The organism is Bradyrhizobium sp. USDA 4341 (assembly GCF_054063755.1).
Genome location: NZ_JBSSGO010000001.1, coordinates 480,201 through 503,418, shown reverse-complemented (window position 1 = coordinate 503,418; position 23,218 = coordinate 480,201). Strand labels below are relative to the sequence as shown.

Annotated in this window: 29 protein-coding genes; 19 read left to right on the top strand and 10 right to left on the bottom strand. The window is 61.3% G+C overall.

Annotation, left to right across the window (positions count from 1 at the left end; genetic code table 11):
- Positions 1-2,796: a phospholipase D-like domain-containing anti-phage protein gene (locus ACVIGB_RS02355; RefSeq protein WP_456717267.1), complete on the top strand. Its 2,796-nt coding sequence runs from the start codon at positions 1-3 to the stop codon at positions 2,794-2,796.
- A 15-nt stretch (positions 2,797-2,811) separates the two neighbouring features.
- Here ACVIGB_RS02355 and ACVIGB_RS02350 read toward each other — a convergent pair whose 3' ends face one another.
- Both ACVIGB_RS02350 and ACVIGB_RS02345 read right to left on the bottom strand, forming a co-directional pair.
- Complete coding sequence (locus ACVIGB_RS02350) at positions 2,812-2,937, bottom strand: hypothetical protein (RefSeq protein WP_456717268.1); 126 nt, start codon at positions 2,935-2,937, stop codon at positions 2,812-2,814.
- Between the two features lie 50 nt (positions 2,938-2,987).
- Entirely contained in the window at positions 2,988-3,443 is a 456-nt protein-coding gene (locus ACVIGB_RS02345; RefSeq protein ID WP_456717269.1) for a hypothetical protein, read from the bottom strand.
- Between the two features lie 127 nt (positions 3,444-3,570).
- Here ACVIGB_RS02345 and ACVIGB_RS02340 point away from each other — a divergent pair, with 127 nt between their 5' ends.
- Positions 3,571-3,930, top strand: a complete 360-nt coding sequence (locus ACVIGB_RS02340; RefSeq protein WP_456717270.1) for a hypothetical protein — start codon at positions 3,571-3,573, stop codon at positions 3,928-3,930.
- A 198-nt stretch (positions 3,931-4,128) separates the two neighbouring features.
- On the opposite strand, the gene ACVIGB_RS02335 is transcribed toward ACVIGB_RS02340, so the two are convergent.
- A complete protein-coding gene (locus tag ACVIGB_RS02335) occupies positions 4,129-4,572 on the bottom strand; it encodes a hypothetical protein (protein WP_456717271.1) in 444 nt (147 codons plus the stop codon).
- Between the two features lie 97 nt (positions 4,573-4,669).
- Here ACVIGB_RS02335 and ACVIGB_RS02330 point away from each other — a divergent pair, with 97 nt between their 5' ends.
- From ACVIGB_RS02330 to ACVIGB_RS02300, 7 genes are all read left to right on the top strand, one after another.
- Positions 4,670-5,476 (top strand): hypothetical protein, encoded by an 807-nt coding sequence (locus tag ACVIGB_RS02330; protein WP_456717272.1) that lies wholly within the window; start codon positions 4,670-4,672, stop codon positions 5,474-5,476.
- Between the two features lie 161 nt (positions 5,477-5,637).
- A complete protein-coding gene (locus ACVIGB_RS02325; RefSeq protein ID WP_456717273.1) occupies positions 5,638-6,021 on the top strand; it encodes an NUDIX hydrolase in 384 nt (127 codons plus the stop codon).
- Positions 6,022-6,383: 362 nt separating this feature from the next.
- Positions 6,384-6,716 (top strand): hypothetical protein, encoded by a 333-nt coding sequence (locus ACVIGB_RS02320; protein WP_456717274.1) that lies wholly within the window; start codon positions 6,384-6,386, stop codon positions 6,714-6,716.
- A gap of 13 nt (positions 6,717-6,729) precedes the next feature.
- Positions 6,730-6,963 (top strand): hypothetical protein, encoded by a 234-nt coding sequence (locus tag ACVIGB_RS02315; RefSeq protein WP_456717275.1) that lies wholly within the window; start codon positions 6,730-6,732, stop codon positions 6,961-6,963.
- 140 nt (positions 6,964-7,103) lie between these two features.
- On the top strand, positions 7,104-7,661 hold the full coding sequence (locus tag ACVIGB_RS02310) for a hypothetical protein (RefSeq protein ID WP_456717276.1): 558 nt from the start codon (positions 7,104-7,106) through the stop codon (positions 7,659-7,661).
- A gap of 2 nt (positions 7,662-7,663) precedes the next feature.
- Positions 7,664-8,245 (top strand): hypothetical protein, encoded by a 582-nt coding sequence (locus ACVIGB_RS02305; protein ID WP_456717277.1) that lies wholly within the window; start codon positions 7,664-7,666, stop codon positions 8,243-8,245.
- A gap of 13 nt (positions 8,246-8,258) precedes the next feature.
- A complete protein-coding gene (locus ACVIGB_RS02300) occupies positions 8,259-8,459 on the top strand; it encodes a hypothetical protein (protein ID WP_456717278.1) in 201 nt (66 codons plus the stop codon).
- Positions 8,460-8,511: 52 nt separating this feature from the next.
- Here the strand turns inward: ACVIGB_RS02300 and ACVIGB_RS02295 are convergent, their stop codons facing one another.
- Positions 8,512-9,078: a hypothetical protein gene (locus ACVIGB_RS02295; protein WP_456717279.1), complete on the bottom strand. Its 567-nt coding sequence runs from the start codon at positions 9,076-9,078 to the stop codon at positions 8,512-8,514.
- A 29-nt stretch (positions 9,079-9,107) separates the two neighbouring features.
- Between ACVIGB_RS02295 and ACVIGB_RS02290 the strand changes: the two genes are divergently transcribed.
- Positions 9,108-9,683, top strand: a complete 576-nt coding sequence (locus ACVIGB_RS02290) for a hypothetical protein (RefSeq protein WP_456717280.1) — start codon at positions 9,108-9,110, stop codon at positions 9,681-9,683.
- Positions 9,684-9,748: 65 nt separating this feature from the next.
- Positions 9,749-10,441 carry a hypothetical protein gene (locus ACVIGB_RS02285; protein ID WP_456717281.1) on the top strand — a complete coding sequence of 231 codons (693 nt, stop codon included), beginning with the start codon at positions 9,749-9,751 and terminating at the stop codon, positions 10,439-10,441.
- A 130-nt stretch (positions 10,442-10,571) separates the two neighbouring features.
- On the opposite strand, the gene ACVIGB_RS02280 is transcribed toward ACVIGB_RS02285, so the two are convergent.
- Positions 10,572-10,826 carry a hypothetical protein gene (locus ACVIGB_RS02280; protein WP_456717282.1) on the bottom strand — a complete coding sequence of 85 codons (255 nt, stop codon included), beginning with the start codon at positions 10,824-10,826 and terminating at the stop codon, positions 10,572-10,574.
- 138 nt (positions 10,827-10,964) lie between these two features.
- Positions 10,965-11,576 carry a hypothetical protein gene (locus tag ACVIGB_RS02275; RefSeq protein ID WP_456717283.1) on the bottom strand — a complete coding sequence of 204 codons (612 nt, stop codon included), beginning with the start codon at positions 11,574-11,576 and terminating at the stop codon, positions 10,965-10,967.
- A gap of 544 nt (positions 11,577-12,120) precedes the next feature.
- On the opposite strand from ACVIGB_RS02275, the gene ACVIGB_RS02270 reads away from it, so the two are divergent.
- From ACVIGB_RS02270 to ACVIGB_RS02260, 3 genes are read left to right on the top strand one after another with little or no spacing between them, the layout of a single operon-like run.
- Positions 12,121-12,435, top strand: coding sequence for a hypothetical protein (locus tag ACVIGB_RS02270; protein ID WP_456749080.1), 315 nt, complete (start codon positions 12,121-12,123; stop codon positions 12,433-12,435).
- Positions 12,425-13,285 carry an ATP-dependent DNA ligase gene (locus tag ACVIGB_RS02265; RefSeq protein ID WP_456749079.1) on the top strand — a complete coding sequence of 287 codons (861 nt, stop codon included), beginning with the start codon at positions 12,425-12,427 and terminating at the stop codon, positions 13,283-13,285. The genes ACVIGB_RS02270 and ACVIGB_RS02265 overlap by 11 nt, the downstream gene beginning before the upstream one ends.
- A gap of 5 nt (positions 13,286-13,290) precedes the next feature.
- Positions 13,291-13,545 carry a hypothetical protein gene (locus ACVIGB_RS02260; protein ID WP_456717285.1) on the top strand — a complete coding sequence of 85 codons (255 nt, stop codon included), beginning with the start codon at positions 13,291-13,293 and terminating at the stop codon, positions 13,543-13,545.
- A gap of 33 nt (positions 13,546-13,578) precedes the next feature.
- Here the strand turns inward: ACVIGB_RS02260 and ACVIGB_RS02255 are convergent, their stop codons facing one another.
- Positions 13,579-14,376 (bottom strand): hypothetical protein, encoded by a 798-nt coding sequence (locus ACVIGB_RS02255; RefSeq protein ID WP_456717286.1) that lies wholly within the window; start codon positions 14,374-14,376, stop codon positions 13,579-13,581.
- A gap of 12 nt (positions 14,377-14,388) precedes the next feature.
- Positions 14,389-16,584 carry an SF1B family DNA helicase RecD2 gene (gene recD2 / locus ACVIGB_RS02250; protein WP_456718236.1) on the bottom strand — a complete coding sequence of 732 codons (2,196 nt, stop codon included), beginning with the start codon at positions 16,582-16,584 and terminating at the stop codon, positions 14,389-14,391.
- Here recD2 and ACVIGB_RS02245 point away from each other — a divergent pair.
- From ACVIGB_RS02245 to ACVIGB_RS02230, 4 genes are all read left to right on the top strand, one after another.
- A complete protein-coding gene (locus ACVIGB_RS02245; protein WP_456718257.1) occupies positions 16,465-16,761 on the top strand; it encodes a hypothetical protein in 297 nt (98 codons plus the stop codon). The two genes, recD2 and ACVIGB_RS02245, sit on opposite strands and share 120 nt — an antisense overlap.
- Positions 16,762-17,255: 494 nt before the next feature.
- Entirely contained in the window at positions 17,256-18,257 is a 1,002-nt protein-coding gene (locus tag ACVIGB_RS02240; protein ID WP_456717287.1) for a hypothetical protein, read from the top strand.
- A 20-nt stretch (positions 18,258-18,277) separates the two neighbouring features.
- On the top strand, positions 18,278-18,598 hold the full coding sequence (locus ACVIGB_RS02235; protein WP_456717288.1) for a hypothetical protein: 321 nt from the start codon (positions 18,278-18,280) through the stop codon (positions 18,596-18,598).
- On the top strand, positions 18,574-19,155 hold the full coding sequence (locus ACVIGB_RS02230) for an RNA 2'-phosphotransferase (RefSeq protein WP_456717289.1): 582 nt from the start codon (positions 18,574-18,576) through the stop codon (positions 19,153-19,155). The genes ACVIGB_RS02235 and ACVIGB_RS02230 overlap by 25 nt, the downstream gene beginning before the upstream one ends.
- 15 nt (positions 19,156-19,170) lie before the next feature.
- Here the strand turns inward: ACVIGB_RS02230 and ACVIGB_RS02225 are convergent, their stop codons facing one another.
- Positions 19,171-20,160 (bottom strand): DNA adenine methylase, encoded by a 990-nt coding sequence (locus ACVIGB_RS02225; RefSeq protein WP_456717290.1) that lies wholly within the window; start codon positions 20,158-20,160, stop codon positions 19,171-19,173.
- Positions 20,161-20,216: 56 nt separating this feature from the next.
- On the bottom strand, positions 20,217-21,041 hold the full coding sequence (locus ACVIGB_RS02220; protein ID WP_456717291.1) for a thioredoxin domain-containing protein: 825 nt from the start codon (positions 21,039-21,041) through the stop codon (positions 20,217-20,219).
- A gap of 248 nt (positions 21,042-21,289) precedes the next feature.
- On the opposite strand from ACVIGB_RS02220, the gene ACVIGB_RS02215 reads away from it, so the two are divergent.
- Positions 21,290-23,200 (top strand): ATP-binding protein, encoded by a 1,911-nt coding sequence (locus ACVIGB_RS02215; protein ID WP_456718237.1) that lies wholly within the window; start codon positions 21,290-21,292, stop codon positions 23,198-23,200.
- Positions 23,201-23,218: the final 18 nt, after the last annotated feature.

Genomic DNA, 23,218 nt, shown 5'->3' with positions numbered 1-23,218 from the left:
ATGGAGACGCAGGCGCCTGGCCGCTCGACCGGCCTTATCGGGGGCGGCAACCTGCAGCGCTTCTCGTCCCGGACTCACCGTCTTTCGCACGTCTACCTGAAGGACCAGCTCAAGGGCGCTTCCGAATATATTCGGATCGCGGGCTACTTCCGGTCATCGATCTTCGATCTGATCAACGAGGAGATCGAGACGATCGGCAAGGTCCGGATCGTCTGCAACTCCGACCTCGACCAGCTTGACATCGATGCCGCCCAGAAGGCACGCGAGCAGCTTCTCAAGGAGAAGTGGAACGAGGTCGACGACGCCGTCGAGAGTTTCTTCCGACGCCCCCGCTACAAGCGGCTCTATGAGATCCTGACGCGCGGCAACGTCGAGATCAGGGTGGTCTCCCGGCGGGACGCGCCGTTCGTCCACGGCAAGGCCGGCGTCATCCGCCGTTCGGATGGCGCGGCGTCGGCCTTTATGGGCAGCCTCAACGAGACGCGGGAAGGGTGGACGAGCAACTACGAGATGGTCTGGGAGGATACCTCGGCCGACGGCGTGGCCTGGGTGGAGGAGGAGTTCGAGGCGCTCTGGGAACGGGGCAAGCCGCTTCCGGACGCGATCGTCGAGGAGATCGGCCGCAGCGCCAGGCGGGTGGAGGTCCAGCTCGAGGACTTGAAGCCAGAGGAGGTGGCCCCGGCAGCTCTCGTTGAAGCAGACATCTACAGGAAGGGCGAGGAGCTCATGCCGTGGCAGCGGGCCTTCGTCGGCCTGTTCCTCGAGCATCGGGAGACCTACGGCGCTGTCAGATTGTTGCTCGCCGATGAGGTCGGCGTCGGCAAGACGCTGTCGCTCGCCGGCGCGGCCCTGGTGTCGGCCCTCCTGGGTGACGGCCCCGTGCTGATCCTGTGTCCCGCGACCCTCACGACGCAGTGGCAGATCGAGCTCAAGGACAAGCTGAACATCCCCTCCGCCGTCTGGCTCTCGTCGGAAAAGGCATGGCGCCTTGATCCGGACGAGATCCCGATGCCGTCGATCGGTGCGGAGGGTGTGATCAAGTGCCCCCGTCAGATCGCCCTGGTCTCGACCGGCCTGATCTTCCACAACACCGAGGAACGCCGGTTCTTGATGTCGAAGTCCTTCGGCATGGTCATCTTGGACGAGGCCCATCGGGCGCGCGGCAAGGACGACATGAACACCGACGAGCGGACGCCGAACAACCTGCTGTCTTTCATGCACGAGGTGGCCAAGAGGGCGCGGCACGTCTTGCTCGGCACCGCCACCCCCATCCAGACCGACGTGGAGGACCTCTGGGACCTCCTCAAGGTCCTCGGCATGGGGGCGGAGCACGTACTCGGCGACGCCTGGAGCGAATGGCGGTCGGCCGAAAAGAGCGTGCCGGTCATCAGCGGCAAACAAAGGGTCACCGACGAACGTGAAGCTTGGACCTTGTTCCGGAATCCGCTTCCTGCTGCGGCCGAGACCGAGGTCATCTTCGGGCACATGCGCGCCGCCATCGCGCTGCCCAAGAACCGCTTCGTCTCGTCGATCGCCTTCAGCGACATCGACGACCAGTTCTACCGCGATCAGTTCGTCGACGACGTCCTGACGCCGCGCGGGGCGCTGGGATTCTTCCAGCGCAACAACCCGGTGGTCCGGTATGTCGTGCTGAGGAAACGCTCGACCCTTGAGGAAATGGGCTTGATCCCTCGGATCCCGGTCGACATCCACCCGCTGCCCGGCGCCCACATGCCGCCGATGTTCGACGGGCTGGGGCTCCGGACATCAAGCGCCTTTGATGCCGCGTATCTGGCCGCGGAAAAATTCACGAAAGCGCTGCAGAAGCGCAAGAAGTCGGCCGGCTTCATGCGGAGCCTGATGCTGCAGCGGCTGTGCTCGAGCTACGCCAGCGGCCTGGCCACCGCCGAGAAGCTGCTGTCCGGGCGCGTTCTCGACGACGAGGAGATGCAACTCGAACTCGGCGACGAGAACCTGGATTTCGTGGGCGAGGAGGTCCGACAGCTGCAGGCGATCATCGACGTCCTGTCGCCGCATCCGACCGACCCAAAGCTGGACGCGGTCCTCTACTATCTTCTGGAGCGCCCGGATCCCTGGCTGCCGAAGGGATGCATCGTCTTCAGCCAGTATTTCGACACGGCCAAATGGGTCGGCGAGGCGCTGACACAACGGATCCCGGACGAGCCCATCGCGGTCTATGCCGGCGCCGGCAAGTCCGGCATGTTCATCAGCGGCGAGTGGAAGAGCGTCGAGCGCGAGCAGATCAAGCGCGCCGTGAGAGAGCGGACGATCCGCCTGGTGGTGGCTACCGACGCGGCGTGCGAAGGCTTGAACCTCCAGACGCTGGGTACACTGATCAACATCGACCTGCCGTGGAATCCCTCCCGCTTGGAACAGCGCATCGGCCGCATCAAACGCTTCGGTCAGCGCCGCGACCGCGTCGACATGTTGAACCTGCTTTACCACGGGGTGGCGCAGCAGACGGTCGACGAAAAGGTCTACGCCAAGCTCTCAGAGCGCATGCGGAACCGCTTCGACATCTTCGGCACTCTGCCGGACGTCATCGAGGCCGACTGGATCGAGGACGAGGAGGAGCTCGAGGCGCGTCTGCGGGAGTACACCGAGCGCAGGACCAAGGCCACCGCCTTCGATCTGCGCTACGCCGGCGACGTGACACCGAAGGGCGATCGATGGGAGCTCTGTGAGAAGGTGCTCGCTCGGCACGACGTGAAGCAGAGGCTGTCGCGGGGGTGGGGCGAGCGGGAACGTCAGGATATGTTGGTGGTGGGGGCTTAAGCGGCTAGGCCAGATTCACTCGTCGACCACAATCGCGGCGGCGCCAAGCGCCTCGGCTCGCTTCTGGACGTCCTCGCAGGCCGCCATATAGGTCACCGCGGTCGCCGTGCGGAACTTCACCGCGTTGGTGTTTGTCACCATTCGGAACGACCAATAGCGCCGGCCCATAGGCTCGTGGCCGTGCTTTTCGGCTATTCGGATTTCGGTGTAGATCCACGGAGGGATTCACGTTTTTCCGAACTTGCTTGCCTGGGCTGGCCGGTCCCGACGGGCCGGGCGATGAGCCCGGGTCGCCGGCGCCGGCCGAGCCGTCGCACCGCCAGGCCGCTGATGCGGCCTCCGGGATCCGGAGCGAGCTCCGGATGCGGGCGGCGGTAGCCAAACGTCTTCGCCGCTTTGAGACCCCGTTGGACGTCTACCCAGTTTCCGGCTTCAGCGGGCAGCGGCACATCCTTCCGCAGGCGTGCGCGCCACCCTTCATCGAAGGCCGGCAGGACATCCTTGATGGTGACGTGCAGCTTCGCATCGTCGATCCGGAAGGTGATGTTGATCTTCTTGGCGGCCGCCAGCGCCGCGGCCTGCCGCAGGATCTCGCCGGCATTGCCGGTGATCGCCGGCAGCGCCAGGTCGACCTTGCGCCCGTACATCTGGAAGGTGCAGCTGCGCGCATCCAGCGCCAGCCGGAAGTGCCGGTTGCCGAGGAAGAGCTTGTCGCCGCGGCTGGTCAGCGGCCGCAGCCGCGCCTGACGCCACTGGGTCTGATCGATCAGTCCCTTGCGGCGCCGTGCCGAACACCAGCCGCCCGTCGGGCCGGGCGCGCCGCAGATCCATTCCCTCGAGCGTGGCGCAATGCAGCGTCCAGGCGTCGACCACGCCGCCGGCGAAGCGCGCCTTCACGAGATCACGCAGCGGCTTCTGCTTGAGCAGCTTGCCGTCGACGCCGGCCGCATTCGCATAGGCGGTGCGCACCGCCGCGGAGAAGATCCTCCGGCAGTCCTTGAGAAACGCCAATCCTTCGGGGAGCAGCTGAACGGGACCGAGATGGTCTGCATGCCACACGATGTGGGTTCGGCTCCGCCCGCGGTCAACGATGCACCGGTGGTCATGGTTAATCGCAGCGGGACTCAACACTGAAATCCGAATAGCCTGCTTTTCCACGTATTTTCGGGTGTCGATTGGGATCATGCACCAAGCCTTAGAAATCCCCCCGGGGACATGGTCTAGGTCATCGATCGATCGATTGGTAGTGGCGCGTATGCATCGTCTCCCAGAGAGATCTGCGATCTGCACTCTCGGGAAGCACAAACAGAGCGGTCGTTTGTGACAGCCTGTTCAAGCGCCAAGCCCACGGTGGGTCGTCCGGATATGATCTGGTACCGATCGGCTACTGATCTCTGCGCCGCAAAAACAGCGCCCCCTGTCTTCGCGCGACTGTGACGGCAGCGACAGGCGCTCGTCGTGCATTCGGTCTTTCCAGGCATGGTAGTCGCGGCTTTGCCGCCACATCTCAAAGTGAGCCTCGGTGCGGGTAGCGGCGAGCTTTGTCCACGCCTTCTCGAAGCCTTCACGTGCCTCCTCGAACGTCTCGCCGGTTCCGTTCGTGGCCTGGCCGGGATCACATCCAGGGTTGAAGCCGCAACTCCACCCCCATTGCGCGGCATGGGTAGGGACGCCTGAACGACGGCCGATGTGGCCGACACGGACATCGCCGCAATAGACAAACCATCCGTCCTTGTGGTGCGGATCCTTGTCTGGCCGGCGGGTGAGCTGGTGCATCTTGGAGAATCTTGGAGATCAAAAGCTAACTGGTTTCGGGAGATCTGGCGCCTTGCAGCGCGCTTCGCAAGGATGGGGGTGAACCAAGGGCGAGACCATGTCGATTTCATCTCACATTACCGAACTGAACAACAGGCTCACCCGGATCGAGCGAGCGGCCGAGGAGGCGCCGGCCGGCACTTTCATGCGCACGAAAGACGTCGCCGACGCGGTCGGAGAAGCTTCGAATGCGGTCATGGCAGCGCTCAAGAGCCACGGCTTCACTACATTGAATAACGATCGGCTCCGGGAGGTTGAAGCCATGCTGCTGGGCTATCTCCTCGCTGGAAATCCAGGTGTGCACGATGAGCTCGCCGCGGCAGAGGGGTTCGCGGACGCCCTGGATGGTCCCGCGGCGGCCCGCGTGCGCACCCAGCTCATTCGCGATCGCGAGGCCTTGGCCGCTGTGCGTGGCGGGCGTTGGATCGAGGGTCATCGCGATGACATCGAGGCTGGGGCCACCTGGACCCCGCTTTCCGAAAGCTACCAGGCGGCAAACGAGCTGACGATCGAGATCGCGTCGACCATTGAAGATTTGCTCGATATCGGCGAGCGGATGAACAACATCCTGAGCCAGAACAGCGTGGCCGCTTACTACGCTCACCGGATCATCGAGGGGCGGGAACATATCTTCCTGATCCGCAGCCGAGGCGAGGCCATTGCCTGCGGCGAACTCGAGGCAGCGGAGGGGAAGCTCAAATCCATTGCAATAAGGGGCAGACTCGACCGCCCTGCAACCATGGAAGCCATCGAGGCCCTCGAGGACTACATTTCCGCCGTCAACGCAGGTGAACTCGATGTCGCTTACGAAGTCGGTGCTGACGGCTTCGTCGAACGCAACCCGGTCTCCGCTCCCGGTCTCTAACTCGACAATGCCGTGGGTCCTGTCCGCCGCGGGCGCGGCGCGGTCGGACCAGGGCTCGGGAAGCGCTCATCCACAGTAGTCCCCAAGGATTTACCATAAAGGTGCGCAGCTAATTGCCAGAGGACGGCAGGACAGGCTCTTGTCGACAAACAAGGAAATCCATGCGGCACATTGTAAAAGTTGGACTGGCGGTGGTACGCGACGCGCGCATTTTGATGGTGCGCAAACGCAATGGGCTGTCCTTCATCCTGCCGGGAGGTAAGCTCGAGGCCGGCGAGAGCGAACTCGAAGCCCTGATCCGCGAGCTTGACGAGGAGCTCGGCTGCCGCCTGGTATCCGCCGAGTATCTTGGAGACTTTTCCGCTCCAGCTGCGGACCTGGCCGATACCACCGTGACCGTCAGGCTCTACCGCGGAGAGATCTCCGGTGACCCGGCGCCGAGGTCTGAAATCGCCGAGCTTCGCTGGATCGCTATCGCCTCGCCCGAAGTTGCTGTTGCCCCCAGCTTGGCCGGAAAGATTCTGCCCTTTCTTCTGGAGGCTTGATGATGAATTGGGCGGTGATCGTTGGCATCCTTTCCGCGCTGGCCTCCGTTGGCTGTTTCGATCTCAGACGACGACTTGGAGGAGTCAACGGGGTGGACGTGACAGTCGGGACGAGAACCTAATGCCATTTGAGGTTGTACACGATGGCTCCGGACGATTCGATCCGGTTGAGAACTGCGGAATCTGTCGGCAGAAGACGCGTTTTTGGTACCGGCCAAAGGATGTCGCTGTGTGCCAGGACTGCGCGAAGACGCATGACGCTTCCGAGGTTCCGTCGAAGACTGAGTGGATTGCCAGAGAGCGTCAGCTAACAAGGGACGTTCCATGGGCGCTACCGTACCGACCGAATGGTGAGGCGTCCAATGGCTAGGTTGCCAAAGATCAAGATTTCGACGCCACCGGAACAGATCGTTTCGAGTGAAGTCTTCGTGATGATTTTCAACGCCGAGAAGATGATCCGGGATGGAAAGCGCCTGGTAAATCTGGCCTGTGGCCACGTCGCTTATGGACGCGCGCTTGAGAAAATGGTCTGCCCGCGCTGTCGAGAAATGCTCCGGCGCTCGATCGAGGATGGCCGAGAGGACTACGAAGGATTCCGGCATGGCAATCTGCCGGACGTGATGGTTTGGCCTGAAGATCCATGCCGACAATTCAACGAGCCGACCGATCTCGGCGGCAACTACAAACGCGCCTGATGAGGAGCTTTCGATGAGCTACGGGATGATCTGCTATAGTTGCGATGCGTCGATCGATGGGAAGGACCTAGCCGAGGTTGACGAGAAGGCGATCGAGGCAAAGTGGGCTATCGGGCTCGCGTTGTCTGGACAGGCCTACTATAGCTGCCCCGACTGTGCGTCGGGGCTGCTGGGGGCCCGGCCACTCCATCCCTTGAATCCGCCGCGCGAAACGGTCGAGGCCCTCGGCACCGGCCGAAGCTGTTGAAACCGGCTAAGGGTCGAACGACAATTCACCCTATTAGGATAAAGATCGCCAAGACGATGCGGGCCGCGGCCGGCCCCATTAGGTAAGGATCCATGAGAGCCTGTCGGACCACTATCCGGTCTCTGTTGCGCATATCCGCGGTGGCCTTGCTGCTCGCGGGGGGCGGGTCTGTCCAGGTGGCGGCGCAGGCTCTGCCCGAGGTGAGGAGTGATCAGGAAGCCTTCACGGACCCTTCGCAAGCGGAGGGGGCAGGGTTCCAAATTATTCAGTTTGACGACAACAAGGAGACCGGACTATCGGCCCTCATTGCCAAGGAATTTGTCGCAAAGATCGCCACTACACTTCCCGAGCCAGCGCCGGGCTGGACTTACGCCATGAAGGATCTCGACGGCGACGGTGGACCGGAGCTGTTCCTGCGCGTCATGCATTGGACGCAGTGCGAGCTCGGGTGTCCCGTCCATATCTACCGTTTCGACCTGATGGAGCGGCAGTGGAAAGAATTGTTCGTCGTTAACGCATCTCTTCTCGGGATCAAGCCTCCTCAAAAGTCGGGAGAGCGACCGGAGATTGCTGTCTTGTCGGACGGTCCTGGCGGGCGAGGTCCGACCACAACAACGTATTATCGCTGGGAGCGGAACGACAAGTTCATCAAGATCGCCAAGCCTCCTGCTGTCCGGCAACAGGGCAAGGGGAAGTGACAATGAGTGAACGATCCAACGACCAGAAGCTTGCGTTCCAGGACGGCATCAGGGCCGCCATCGCCCGGCTTGATCGCTACGCGATGGAGCAGATCTTGGGCGGCGACGCTGAAGGATATCACGCAGCCAACGAGATGATCGCAAGGCTGCGCAACGATATCGAGTATGGACTTGAGGTGCCGCAGGTCGACTACCAGACCAGATTGAAGGTGACCAAACAGGTATTCCGGGAGCTTCTCGGCCACGCCACCGATGGCGGGTCATTCCGTGGACTGATCTACGGCCGGCTCGGCTTTCAAACGGATGCCTACGCACCGCTTTACGAGGCCGGCGGAATGGACATTTCCAACGAGTTCATGATCCTCGATGGCGGCAGCGAACATGATGCGCTCCTGACGCGCTTCGATCAGTATCTGCGGGATATTCCGGTGGGGCCTGATCGATCGATGCTGGTCGACTTCGTCGGACTGACGCGCGCGTTACTTGCGGCCTTGTCTGGCGAGCAGGAAAAGCGGACGCGCATGCGAGAGGAGATTAACGACCTCGTGCAGGCTGGTATCGCCGCTGATGCCGCCCAGTCATGATGGAGTGAAACGAATGGCGAACTCAAACTCAACCGAGATCCTGGTCAATGGCACGACCTCCACCGCGGAGCAGTATCGCCACGATTACGGGCTGACGAAAGACCAATATCGCGACATGGTTTTCGACCTCGGCATGTACGGCAAATACGAGGCTCCAAACGGAGATATGATCACTGATCCGGCTCGGGCCCTCCAGCCGGGCCTCCGATCCTAATCGCAGGCCGCGGAATCGTGTCCGTCGCCGTTCGCCAACATCCGTTAAAAAATCAAGGGAATGCGCGGCCGACCGCTAATTCGGTCCCGTCGTCCAGGATCAGCAGGTCGACCAGGCCTTTGTCGCGCATGTGCTCCCAATAAGCGGTCGCGATGTCGGCCGCACCCTCGTCGTCGATGGATCCAATCCCGTTAGCCGTCAAATTGCCGTAGCGGTCCCTCAGCCAGCGAAGGGCCTCGATCGTGTGCCCGTAACCCGGCGCATGTGACGTCCATTCATGGATCACAAGACCGGTCTTACCAGCTTCCTCAAATTCGTCGATTGCACCGAATACTCGGCCATCTTCGTAGAATGTGCTGCCGTTCTCCTTCCAAATCCGCGGGGCGAACGGAACAACGTGCGGGTTCCGCGCAACCTGCGGACATCTATTGGGCATCTGCGAGCTCTTCGGACGAAGGAGGCGACGATAATATAGCGACCTTCCACAGCAAGCGCCAAGACCCTCCCGGCGCGAAATCACTTGTCCCAGTGGGCCGCAGGATTCGGTGGTTAAGTCACCCAATTTTCTTCCGGTCTCGTTGATCGGCTTGGGCCGGCGCGGCATCAAAGGAGTGGACATTCACCAATTACCATCTGAAGGATTAGGATATGGGACAGGCAAAGCTGCGGGGCTCGCTCCAGGACCGCGTGACGGCCGCCGGCGACAAGCCGAAGCGTGAAACCAAGGATGAGATCCGCCATCGGGAGATGCTCGCAAAGGCAGAGGTGCCCGCCGGGCATGTCGGCTTGGCGGTGCACGAGAAGGGCACCTTGATCTCCGTGCAGCATATCGCAAAGCAGGCCTTCGTGGAGGGTGCGGCAATCCCGTCTACCCAGGCCGTGTCCAAGATGAAGGGCATCCTGCGCGGAGATCCTGCAACCGATCCGAAGGCGTTCCATTACTTCCGGCACGCGGGTTTCGATCGAATGCGCGCACGCCAGTTCATCGGCGTCGGGTTCGTTCTCTGGACCCTGGTCAACGACCCCGAGATCGGCCAGGCCGTCGCAGCGAAGATCGAGGACGTCTATGCCGCGCACGGCCGCGCTGCCGTGATGCTGGTCGCGGACGGAACGAAGCTGCATGTAGCAATCGGCGACACGTTCCCGGACCTCGGGAACCCCAATGTCTCCTCGACCGAGGAGAGGTCGGTGCACACCGTCGGGATGACCTACGCTGTCATCTAAATTTCATTCTCGACTTGCAGCGCCACAGGATAGGGCATCGGCAGTCACCGGAAAGAAAACTGCCGATGCCCGTTGAGAATGAGCACCGCTACGTCGTTCACGACAACGAAGGGAAGCTTCGCCGGCGCCTGTTATCACTGTCCGGGATCACCGTTCAGCGTATCCATCAGGCCTATCTGGCTAAAGGTACCCGCATCCGACGGACCGAAGACGAGCGCACCTCGCGCGTCGAATGGTCGTTCGCATACAAGAACGATGTCACGGGGCACGTCGTCGAGATCGAAACCCCAATTTCGTTTGAAGACTTTGAGCGCCTCTGGGATTGCGCTCTTGATCAGCAGGTCAAGAGCCGGATCAAATTCATCGATGGTGAGATCGCCTGGGACGTCGACTTCTTCGGAAAGCGCAGTTCGCCCTATTTCGTAAAGGCGGAAGCTGAGCTTCCGGACCGCCTTTGGGATTGCCATACGCCGCCCGCGCCCGCGCCCGTACTCGCTCCGTACGTGCTGTATACGGCCGGGAAAGAGAATGGGTTCACGTCGCGCAAACTTGGCGACAGGGCCTATGCGGAACGGCTAATGGAGAAGTTGCTCGACCGTCATCGCAAGGTGGCAAAGCGCATCGAGCGGTTCGACCCGGAGACTGAAATCAGCGACGTGCCCGGACTCCGGGAGGATAGTAGTTGCGGTCCCCGGCCGAGACGAACAGGGGGCGGCGCGGCGGGAATGTTGGCTGCGCACGCGGCGTCCCACGTCTGACGGAGGTGGGCTTTCGCGTTCTATTCCCTGTGGAGGCGGATGCGGGAACCTGCTGGTCGTCGGACCGGACCGTCGCGGTCGGTCGGTACGGGCCACTTCGGCATTATCGATATTCTTCGGATGGAGAAGGTCAGGGCTTGGGGCCGGACGCCGGCTCGAGATCGGCGAGTGCTTCGGCTGACGACTTGAACTTGGCGAGCAGCTCCATGGTGCGGTCGACGTCGCCGATCAGATCGGAAAGCCGGGAGCCGTCGCGGAGCGCGTCCTTCCAGTTTCCCACCAGGGTGGCGGCGGCGTGCTGCGCCGCGTACCCTTCCAGCATGCCGTAGTCTTCGAGATCCCTGACGAGTCCGTCGAGCTTCGTGGCGGTCTGTTCGGTCGACATAAGGCGGCTCCGTGAGTGATCGTGCGATCGATGGCCAAGGGTATGGGTCTCCTCGGCAAACGACAACCGCCCGGCGCAGAAGGTCGCGACGACTTCCCGCACCCCAAAAACCATGGCGGTTCCTTCCATGGGGTTGCGTCAGTTCATGGCCAGCTTCCCGCTGTGCGGATCGACGACCGTGTAGCCCGAGAGATCGGTCTCCCGGATGTGGGTCTTGCCGCCCCAGTTGCCGTCTTTCACGACCCAGCGGGTGGCTGAGATCTGTCGCTTGAGAATCACAACGTGATTGCGGCCGCGAACGGCCGCCATCTCGGGAGACGCCGAGGCGTGCGATACGTGTGTGAAGGCCAGCCAGTTAGCCGCCCGGTTTAAGAAGGGAATAATTTTCCCGAAGACCTCGATAGAGGCCTGACAACCGCACCATCTGGAAGGGCAACCGGCCGGCCGACTACCGACGACGGTATCCTGCGAGCGGCTCGACGTGGCAGGCTGACTGAGGGACTGAGACTGGGTTGCGCTCCAGGTCTGCTCCGGCAGCTTCACGCGCGCGGCACGTTTGTTCCGCGTTCGGACGATCTCCTCGGTTTCTGAGCAGAAGAAGAAGCAGGGCTCCGCTGCCGGCGCGCCGTGTCGGACGGAATGCGCGTGCCGAGGCCGTGCCTCGGCGGACAGGCCGCCGAGAAACAGAAACGCTGCTGCAATCAAGACAATCTTGCGGCCGAGCGACGAAACGGTACTGACTTTCAACATCAACCTCATCTGTCTGACGGTCCGTCGTCCCCAGAGGACGGACCGTTCCAAGAAAAAAAACGCCAGGGTAACCGGCGTTGTTGATCCCGAATGGGATGCGGAGGCTGGTGCCAGACACAGCCTTCTCGGGCAATATCGAATCCTTGAAAGATTTACGTGGAGACGGGGTTGACGGGCACTTCGCTCGCAATTTCAGCACGTTAGACCATTAACCAAACACGCTTTACCTGTTAATTTGGGAGAGAAGCCGTCCCGGTTGATTGAGCCGCGGAGGCTCTATCGAATCCTTGACATGCGCTCTTCGAGGCAACGTTTGGCGGCTCGGTTCCGCGAGGGTGTGAAAAAGCAATAGCCGGCCAGTAACCATGAGGAGTAACACTTTGGACGCTCGCGGCTTGCCGCCTGGCCCGTTAACTTCTTGTGCCACAAGCCCGCCTCCCTTCAGGGTGAGGATGTAGCGGCGCTCGGTCTCCAGTCGACCGGTAGCTCCGCTCTCCAGGGCGGGGAGGCATCACGGTAAGACCGCACATGAGGAGACAGCATTGTGGCAAAGCCAAAGTCCCTGCCTTACGAAGCACCCGAAGCCGCGGGTCCTTATTCGATCAGTCTGTGGAGTCAGGCCGGCGGGAGCGACAAGGTCTACGATATCTCGATCGAGCCGGCAGGCGATGCCTGTGCCTGGGTAGTCAACTATGCAAACGGCCGCCGTGGCGGGACACTTGCCACCGGGACCAAGACCAAGGACCCCGTGGCCTACGAAGCAGCCCGTAAGATCTGCAACGGAGTGCTGTTCGAGAAGGTTGCCAGTGGCTATGTTCCGACAGCTGGATCGCGTTTTGGAGAAAAGTATGCAAGCTGAGGCGATCGCCACGATTGCGCGCGATGCTTCTGGTTACCTGCCGCAGCTACCCGGTGTTGCCGACGAGGAGTTGCTCGAACGGCTCATCAACGACGATGCTTGGGTTGCCGAGCCTAAGCATGATGGCGAGCGGCGGATGCTGATCGTCGAGGCCGGCACCGTCATCGGAGGGAACCGCAAGGGCCAGACCGTCGCGGTCACGAAGGCCATTGCCGAGCCTGCAGCAACATTCGAACACGACGTCGTGCTCGATGGCGAGCAGGTCGCCAACAGATTCGTCTACTTCGACATCTTGTCTCTCGATGGCCGCGATCTCCGGCAGAAACCATTGGAGGAACGTGGCTCCCTTATGCGATCGGGAAACTTCGATCGTGGAAGGAATATCGTCATGGTCGAACGGGCGATAGGGGCGGCCGCAAAGCGAGAGTTGGTTGATCGTGTCAGGGCCGGCCGCGGCGAAGGGATTGTGTTCAAGAGGCTCGACGCGACCTACGATCCAGGCAAGCCGGGATCGGACGCGACATGGTTCAAATTCAAGTTCTGGCAGAGCTGCTCCTGCATCATCGAAAAGGTCAACGTCAAGCGGAGCGTGGCGCTGGTGCTTCTGGAGGAGGATGGCACCAGGCTGTCGGTGGGCAACGTGACGATACCAGTCAGCGAGGAAGTCCCCGGTGTCGATGATGTCGTCGAGGTTAGCTATCTCTACGCTTTTGATGGCGGTTCGCTGTTCCAGCCGATCTATCTCGGCAAGCGGTCCGACATTGATCCGGCCGAGTGCTTGACGAGCCAGCGTGTCTTCAAGAAGCCGGAAGAGCCGGAGGATGAGATGTCAGCCGGTTTCAGGATGTGACCGTCATGGGCGACAAGATAACAGCTCCCTGGACTGCCGACCAGGTCGCGGCTCTGAACCGTTTTCAGGTCAGCGGCTTCGTCCATGAGTTCACGTGCATCAATGATCATGGCACCGCCAGCCGCGTCCTGATCGCGCATAGCGACGGATGGCATTGCCCGACATGCGCCTACCAGCAAAACTGGGCGCACGGTTTCATGCTGCTGGAGCCGGTGGACCCGTTCGCCGGCATTCTAGGACGACCGACAGAAGGCCGGTAGAGCGAGCTGGCCAACGCGCGGGCGCCGGGCCCCTTAAATCAACTCCGGCTCGATGCTTGGTGCGGGAACTGCGGGGCCAAGTCCATCGAACAGCGGCATCGGCTCGTACTTCACGAACTTCTCGACGTCGGACTGCCGGTGATGGAGCTTCTGTTGTCCGGGTGGGATCCAGATCGCGCGCGCTTCATCGCGGATATCGGCGCTGATATACGGCTTCAACCAGACCACCCAGCAATAGGGCGTCGTCGTTGAGCCATCGGGGATCCAGACTCCGCGGTGCATTGGGAGCCGCTCGACGTACGTGCAGATCGCCGTAGGCATTGCCTTGCGGAACAGCTTCCAGCGGGTATCGCTTTCGATCCAGCCAAGTCGCACCAGGAGAGCAACCCCGAGACGTGCCTCGCGAAGCGCACGCTCGGCAAACTCCAGAGCTTCGTTGAACGGCGGGTTGGTGGCGACGAGATCGACGTCGGTCATGTCGGGAAGCACATCAGAACCGGCGCCGGTATATGACCCAACCTGATATCCCTTGCCATAGTCCCAAACGTCCGAACAGCGAACTTCGCGGAAGTATTCCTTGAATGTTTCGGCCATATGGCCTTCGCCGGCCGCCGGCTCCAGGCACACCAGCTTTTTCTGCTGCGCGAGCGAGATGCCGAGCTTGGGAAGAACGAATTCGCAAAAAGCCCGAGAACCCCATGGCGGTGTCGGGAAATAGTCGAGCGAATCCAGCGCCTCGGTGCGTTGCTGCATAACCGCACCGGCCCCCTTGGGGAGCAGCGGTTTCTTCTTCGGAGTCGGTACGTCCGGTAATTTCTTCGTGCGTGCCACGTCGTCTATCCGTCAAATCCGCATGCTTGGAGGCGCGAGCTCAGGCGTCGTCCCGACGGCGAGACGGCGAACCAGCCAGGTGTTGCGGCGGCTGGTATCGACTGACGCAATCGCGGTCTCGAGCGCCGCGGTGTCGCCAACCACAATGCAATCCGTTTTGGCGCGGGTAACCGCGGTGTAGAGGAGGTTGCGCTTCAGCATGATCCGGTGGGAGGACGGGCAGACGAACACGACCACCGGAAATTCGCAGCCCTGGCTCTTGTGCACTGTGCACGCCCAGGCCTGTTCAAGTTCGTTCTGATCGCCAGTATAGTAGGTCGCCTCATAACCGGAGAAATCGGCCACGACGAAGTTCGTCTTGGCGTCGTCGGCTTTCAAGCGACCGACAGCCTTGATGAAGCCGACCTCGCCGTTGTAGACGCCCTTGGCGTAATTGTTCTTCATCTGCATTACGCGATCGCCGACGGAGAACACGCGGAAGCCGAATGAGATAGAGTGCTCGGGATCGTCGCGAACCGGGTTCAGTCGCTGCTTGATCGCGTTGTTGAGCGCAGTGACGCCCAGATCGCCCTTGCGCATACCAGCCAGCACCTGGACGCCCTTCAACGGGTCGTAGCCTCGGTTGGGGAGTTCCTCGGCAACCAGCCGAAGTACGCGTCTGATGATCTCGCCGGAGTCCTCGATCGCCTCAAACTCGAAACCGTTCAAGGTCTCGCCGGGCTGCACGGGCCACTGGCCCTTGTTGATGCGGTGGGCCGCTGTGACGATGCCACTGTCGTTGCCTTGACGGTGCACCACGTTGAGGCGGGTCACCGGAACGAAGTCCGAGATGATCAGATCTCGCAGCACCTGACCGGACTCCACGCTTGGAAGCTGATCGACGTCTCCGACGATCGTGGTGCAGGCGCCCGTTGCCAGCGCCGAGAAGAACGAGTCGGCGAGCTTGACGCCGATCATCGACGCTTCGTCGACCACGGCCCAGTTTTCGGGGAGGGGGTTCGTTTCGTTGAACGCAAACCCGCCGGTTTCTGCCGACGGTTGAAGCAGACGGTGGAGGGTGGATGCGGACTCGCCGGAAACGTCCGCCAGGCGCTTGGCGGCACGTCCCGTAGGAGCAGCCAGAGCGACGTTCCGGCCGAGTTTGTGCAACGCCTTGACGATGACCCGCTGTGTCGTGGTCTTGCCTGTACCAGGACCGCCGGTGATGATGCTGACACCCGCAGTAAGAGCGGTGACGGCGGCTTTCATCTGCGTCGGGTCGAGCGTAACCTCGAGCTCCCGACAGGCCTCGTCGATCACGGCGACGGCCTTTTCGTGCGGGACCTGGTTTGCTTCGGCCGCAGCCTTCATCTTGGCAATCCAGCCAGCGAGGCGAACTTCCGCAAGATGAAGGGATGCCGGATAGACAAGCCCAGCATCTTCGTCGAACACGTGGGTTAGGCTGTCACATACCTTCTTCAGCGCGCTGTTGAGCTCAGTTTGAGGCACAGTTGGTTGACCGAGAAGACGCTGGGCGAGCTCGCGCGCGGTGACCGGAGGGATGCCGCAATGTCCGTCCTGTTGCGTTGCCCGGTCGATCACCTCCCTGAGGGCCGCACACAGGCGCATCGGATCGTTGCGCGGCCGGCCGGCATGCATGGCTACCTTGTCTGCCGTATCGAAACCGACTCCGTCGATTGTCTCCGAAAGTATCCAGGGATTCTCTTCGATTACCTTGCCAGCGGCGGCGCCGTAGCGTCGAATGATCCGGGAGATGATGGCATCCCCGAGCCCGTGCTGCGCCAGCATGCTGAACAGTTCAGCTTGGCCAGCGCTCGACAGCCATGCCTCAGCGATCGCATAGGCCTTTTTGGGCTGAATGCCGGCCGCGATCATGGCTTCGGGGTCGCTGATTTTGGCCTCGATGTCTTTGCCAAAAGTATCGGAAAGCTTCATCGCGGTGCCGACCGAGACGCCTTTGACCTTGCCCGATTTGAGCCATGAGACGATGCCGATCGCATCTTTCGGGATTACCGGCACCGCCGATGTCGCCTGAAATTGACGTTTGTTCTGGTAGACGCCCCACTTGCCCTTCACGATCAGCTTGTCGTGCTTGACGAAATCGAAAGCCGCATTTTTCACCTTGCAGCTGAATTCCTGCTTTGTCTTGGCCTGCTTGAGGATCAGGACCAGAGTTCTCCGGTCGTCGCTCGCCCAGATCTCCCTCACCAGGATGCTTTCGATGGTCTGCTCCTCGTCGTCGAGTGCTGCCTCGATCATGGCCTGGCTTGGCGGAAGGTCGGACCCACCGTCAGCGACGTCTTCGTCAGGAGGGGCCGTGGCGGCGGCAATGGCAAGCAGGTTGCCCAAACCTCCGAGGCGCATAGCGGGAGCGGCGGTCGCTGAGGCCATCGCGGGCTCGGCAGCGGCCTCGACGGGGACGTCCGGCGACAACGAGGGCGACTGGACGGCGGGCTTCGCCTGGGCGTCCGCGAACAGGTCGTTTTGCAATGCCGCGGGGGCGAGGGCAGCCTCCGGCGTCGGCTGGACAATGCGAGGTTTGGTTACGCGCGGCATGCGCTGCGGGATTTGAGTAGCCCGCAGCGGAGCCGCCGTTGCCGGCCGGGTTGCCGTTGGTTGACTGGACTGCCTTGCAGGAGGAAGGCGGGGAAGCATGCTGAAGCCTGGAACTCGGTTAACTTAATCCTACGCCTAACATTGGCATCGGATAGGTCAAAACAGAAAGCGTCGGTTCGCACCTTTTCCACCGACACAGATACGTCCAAGGATTCGACTAACTCGGGGACGTTGACGGAGAAGGTCTTCTGATGGCCTAATGCCGGCAATGTTGGCAGGCGCCATCGGGGGAATTGATGTTGGGGGTCTTACGTCTAGCGGCCATGGTCGCTGTCCTGGTCGCAGCGCCGCTCATGGCGCGACCGGCACAGGCATTGACCTGCTCGGCTTCGGAAATCACGAGCAGCGTGGCCTATTTTCAAGAGAAAATGTCGGTTGAAACCACCGGCGGCAGCTCGGTGGACTACGTGCATCGGGACGATCCCCGCATCACCGCCAAATTCCTGACCTCTCTCGTTCCGCCGCCTCCGACCGGAACATCCAGGCAGATCTTTGCCGGCCGGATTCAGAACCAGATCAACACCTATGCACGGGCTGGCTACGGTCGGACTGGGGCCGAGGTTGCCGTGGACCCCTACGATCCAGTCCAATGGCGTATCTTCTCCCGTTATGACGGGCGCCTTGTCGGAGAGTACGGCATTTATGTTTCGGAAAACTGCGTGCTGACCGCAATCATCACGGCGCCGGTCGTGGACCAGAGCAAGGGTGACACTTTCAAGCGCCGCTGGAATGACCTGGTCTCTGCGATGGAGTTGGTCCGGGTCTCCGCAGGACGCATGGGCGAGCCGATCCAGTTCGCTCAGGATGACCTGTCGCCGAAGGGCTGGCGCGCATATATAATAGGAGTGGCGCTGCCGTTGGTTGCCGCTGCGATCCTGTTTTTCATCTTCGGACCACTGGTCACCATCGGCCAGCCAAGCCTGCTGGCACGGTTAGCCTCCGGCGCGATCGCATTTTGCGCGATGTGCGTGCTTGCAGGCACCCTGATTGAGCGAGCGGAGGTGCTCGTTCCGGACGAAATGCGGGTTCTCGTTGCCATCGTTGCGCTGGTCGGAACGCTGGGAGCGCTCTGGCACTTGCGCTGGGCCACCTTGGGAGCGATCTGTATTGCCGTCGGGACCGGCGTAACCTTGTCGGCCTACGCGTTCTTCGGCTGGACGCCAGGTATCCTGGTCGCCTATGGGCTCGCCGGATTGATCATTCTGTGCGCGCTCATGGGCGTGTTGACCTGGGGCAGCTCGCGTACCGAGTTCGCCGAGGCTTGAGCAGTCGTTCGGATCATCTCATGCCGGCAGAAATCACCGATGCGCAGCGCCGTCTCCTTTTGCAGTTCGTGGCGCAGCATTCTCCTGAAGGACAGGCCTTTCACCTTGAAAAGCTCCCTGGCATCTCCCAGACAATGTTCGGCGTCGATCTTGGTTGGGGTCTTCTGACACTGGCAAGCGAAGGGTTATGCGGCACCGAAGAGCCGGATATTGTTTGGGCGACACCGGAAGGGCTGGTGGCCCACAAAGAAGGGAATTGGCGGGTGTCCCGTAAGGCGGGGTCGCTAAAGGATGGAAAGGCACCGAAAGCGCTGTTATGCCACTCGATAAGAGCAAATTGAGCCGATTTCTGAGCTTCGTCTTGCGGCACAACCCGGGTTCGATCGACCTTCAGCTTAATGAAGAGGGTTGGGTCAGGATCGACGAGTTGATGCGGAAGGCAAAGGCCGTGGGGAAGGGTTTCCGGCGGGACGATCTGCTCGAGGTCATCGCAACTAACGACAAGCAGCGATTCACGCTCTCGCCGGATGGCCAGCGTATTCGTGCCGCGCAAGGGCACTCGATTGCGGTCAAGCTGGGGCTCGAACCGCTCGAGCCGCCCCCACGGCTCTATCACGGCACTGCGTCTCGCTCCCTTGATGCGATCTGGTCCGACGGCATACGTCCGCAGAGACGCCAGCAAGTCCATCTCTCGCTCAACCGGGAGACTGCCGAGCGGGTAGGTCAGCGTCACGGCAAGCCGGTTGTGCTGGTGATCGACGCGGATGCCATGCACCGGGAGGGCTTCAAGTTTTACCAGGCCGATAACGGCGTCTGGCTGACGGACCACGTCCCGCCGGCATATCTGGCCTTCAGTTCCGGAGCGGACGACGAACTGGTCCCGCCGCCCGCTCCCTGAATGAGGCATCCGCCGTCAGGGAGCGTTCGTTCCGTCCGTATCTCCAGCGGGAGCAATATTCGACTTGCCCAGAACGTCGAATATGCTCGTCTGCTTGTAAGCTCCGTGAAGGTGCTCGAGCCGCTTCCAGGCACGCGGGTTTATCCAAAGCACCTCGGTGCGGTCACGCGCACCATCGGCATAGGCTCGACACGAAACCCTTTTCCAACCGGGAAGCGCCTCATCGTAGAGCTCGCTCGGATATCCTGATACGACCGCAGCTCCGCGGAGGCGTCTCGCCAGCAACAGCAGGCGTTTGTGTTCGCTTTCCGTTCCATAGTCTTCTTTATAGCGCAGATACGACGGTGCGCTCGCTCGCGTGTCGAACAGATACGGAGGATCGATGTAGAAGAGTGTCTCATCTGCATCGTGCTGCTCGATGACTTCGAGCGCGTCCCTGTTCTCGATCGTGACGCCCCGCAGACGGTCGATGATCAACGGAAGCGCATCACTCAAGGATCGCCAATCCATGGAAGGGACCGTTCCGTTCCGATTTCCGTTGGCCCGGAAACCGGTGGTGCGCCCCGAATTGCTGTTGCTACCGAACCCCATGAACGAGACCACGAGCAGGCGACGGGCTTTCTCGACGGGGTCGTCGGTCGGCTCGTAGGCGTCCACGAACTCGTCTCGGGCAAACGGCGTCAGTTCAACGGCGGAAACCAGCCTGGAGCCGAGTTCTTGATCGCGCAGTACCCGGAACAGGTTCACGATGGAGCCGTCCAAGTCGTTGTAGACCTCAGAATGGCTACGCTCCTTCCGGAGCAGTACGCTTCCGCCACCGCCGAACGGCTCAACATAGATCCGGTGCGGTGGCAGGTGATCGAGAATGAACGGCGCCAGCAACCATTTTCCGCCGTGCCAGCGGACGGCCGGACGCGTCGGCGCACCAGGACGCGTGAGCGCCTCCTGGGCGCTTTTCGAGCGCACCGTGAAGCTTGGTGGATGAGGACTACCCTTCTTCGGCATTTCAGTCTTTTCGCATCGGGATCGGCATGTCGGTAGCGTCCGGCGCCATCCTCGTTCTAGTTTGAGTGAGCTCTGGCAGACGCCTTGGTGCGGATCGTCTTGAGCTTCTCAGTCACCTGGGCGACGCTCAACGGCCCTTCCATCCGGGCGGCAAATCCGTCGCCTACGGCAAATACGGTCGGCAAGACGCTGACCCGGAAGCGCGCTGCGGTCTCTCGATTTGCGGCGATGATCGCAGAGGCCTTCGCAATGGCCTCCTTGTCTGTTGCCGCCGGCGGCGTCAATCCGCCCAGAACGGCGGTATGCGCAGCATTGTAATCCTTGGCCGCAAGAGCGTTCACCGACATCGCCACCCCCTCGGAAGAGGTCGGAAACTCCTTCAGGACGACGCGGACTTTGCCGTCGGCTGCAGCGGCTTGCTCGACGGCGGTTGCCGTGGCGCGGCAGGGGGCGCAGCCGGGGTCGAAAAAGTGAACGAGGGTGATTTCAGCATCCTTCGGGCCTAGGGCTGGATCCTCTGGCCGGATCATGCGCTGGGCGGGCTTACTGCGTTCCTCGTAGCTCAGGATGATGTCGAGCAGGATTTCGGGCTTTGCCCTCAATTTTGCGATCACTGCATCGGCGAGCAGGTCGATCATTTCGGGAGACACCCCGGGATCTGCAGCATCGTCGGATGTTGCCGCCGGTGCCGCCGGGTTTACTCCAACGAGATCAGCCTTCGAAACAGACAAGGGCGACTTGAGGTCTACGGAATTCGCAAATCCGTCAGCTTGCGTGCGCGTGGCGTCCGGTGCCTTCTCTCGCAGTTCACCAGCCGGAGCGGATGAAAGTCCGGTGGTGGCCTGTAGGGATGCCAGTAGGAGGGCAGGGACGAGCTTCATTTCGGGTCTCCGATAAGGGTTCTGCAACCTCGGAGAGACCGGTCCTGGGGTCAACTTGGAGCATGCCTTTCCCCCGCAATTCTCGATTAGATAGCGGTCATCTTTCGTTAACGGTCTTAAGGATTCGTCTGCCAACCACCGGGAGGTCTCCGGAGGTTTCCGACGATTGGATTTGATCCATTAGGGAACCCTTAACATGCCGGCAAATACGGTCGTTCTCGAAGGGAGAAGACCGTCTCGTGTACAGCATGTTGCATCGCATACAGGATACTGACGCCGTAGGGCTCGGAGAAGCACTTGAGCTCGTGAGCCAAGGATTTATTCTCGTTCGGCCGGATGGTCGGATCGGGTTCGTTAACGTGTGTGCGATCAGGCTGCTTGAACTGCCCGCGTGGTTGATCAATGGGCCGTGTCGCTTCCGCGATCTCATGACCTGGCAGATGGATAACGGGGAGTATGCAGCGGCGAAGCCGGAGCACCGCGAATTCGTTCAATCCGGCGCCATGGCCTCCAGGAACGGCAAGTTCCAGTATGTCCGTCCGAACGGCACGGTCCTGGAAATTCACTACGTTCCCCTGAAGAACAGGGACGGCGGTAGCGTGATCACTATGATTGATGTCACCGCGCGCGATCGGGAAGCCGCTTTCCTGGCTCAGCAAAAGGAACAGGCAGAACGGGACGCGCTCGCCAAGGAACAGTTCTTTGCGATGATGTCGCATGAAATGCGCACACCGCTGAATGGGGTGCTCGGCATCGCGGAGATTCTGGCAGATACACCGATGACCGACGAGCAGCGCCGGCATCTGGATGTCCTGCGCGAGAGCGGGGATGACCTGCTTCGAATTATCAATGCCGTCCTGGATTTCTCGAAGATGAACTCCGGCGGAGCCTTTGACCTCGAGACGGCGCCGTTCGATCTTCGCCGTGCCGTTGGGGCGGCCGCGGCCACAGTTCGCGCCCAGGCTGAAGCAAAGGATATTGAGCTCAGGGTCGATATTACGGAGTCAACCCCAGTTACGGTTATCGGAGATGTGGCGAGACTCAAGCAGGTGCTGCTCAACCTTCTCGGGAACGCCGTGAAATTCACCGACGCGGGTCGCGTGACCGTATCGGCATCGAGCGCGCCGGCCGGCAATGGCCGGGCCAAGGTTCGCTTCGAGGTTCGCGACACCGGCATCGGCATTCCGAAGGAGGCGAGAGACTCTCTCTTCGACGCCTTTACTCAAGTTGATGCATCGGTGTCTCGCCGCTTTGGCGGGACGGGCCTAGGGCTCGCGATCTGCCGCAAGATCATCGAGAAAATGGGGGCCGCGATCCAGGTGGAAAGCACCGTGGGACGGGGCAGTGCATTCTCTTTTGAGGTTGAGCTGCCGGTTGCATCGGAAACGACGGTGGACTCGGTTGTGGCGCTCCGTATTGCCGCGATTGAACCGAAGCGCATATTGCTCGCCGAGGATAACGCAACCAACACACTGGTCGCGACCGAGCTCCTGACCCGCATGGGGCACGAGGTCGTGGCTGTCGCAAACGGCCGGGAAGCGGTGGACTCGATCGCCGCGCAGGATTTCGATGTCGTTCTGATGGACGTCATGATGCCGGAAATGGATGGCTTGACCGCAAGTCGCGTCATCAAGGCAACGGAGAAGGGTCGTACGGTTCCCATCATCGCGCTGACCGCGAACGCTCAGCGTGACCGCCACGATGCGACCGTCGCCGCCGGCATGGAGTTCGTGATCCAGAAACCGATTTCTCGGCATCGATTGGAACAGGGGCTGCACCGCCTTTTCGGCAAAAACATCTCCGCAGAAACCAGCGTCGACCTCACGGCGAACGGCGCGGCAGCATTGCCGATCGTGGATCGGAGTACCTTCGAGGAGTTCAACGCGGAGATGGGACCCGCGGCCCATCGCATGGTCGAGACCTTCATGGCGGAGACCGAGAAGTCGATGGACGATCTGCGCCATGAGCGTGACGGCATAAAGATCGTGCGTGCGGCGCATTCGCTGAAGTCGTCAGCCGCTTTGTTTGGATTTTCACGGCTCTCGGCCTTGGCAGCCGAGCTCGAAGAGGGCGGACCGGAGAACGCACTTGAACCGATGATCACCGCGATCGCAAAGACTTTTGAAGAAACCTGCGCCGCCGCCAGAGCGGCCGCCTAATTAGAAAATAAGGGAAGA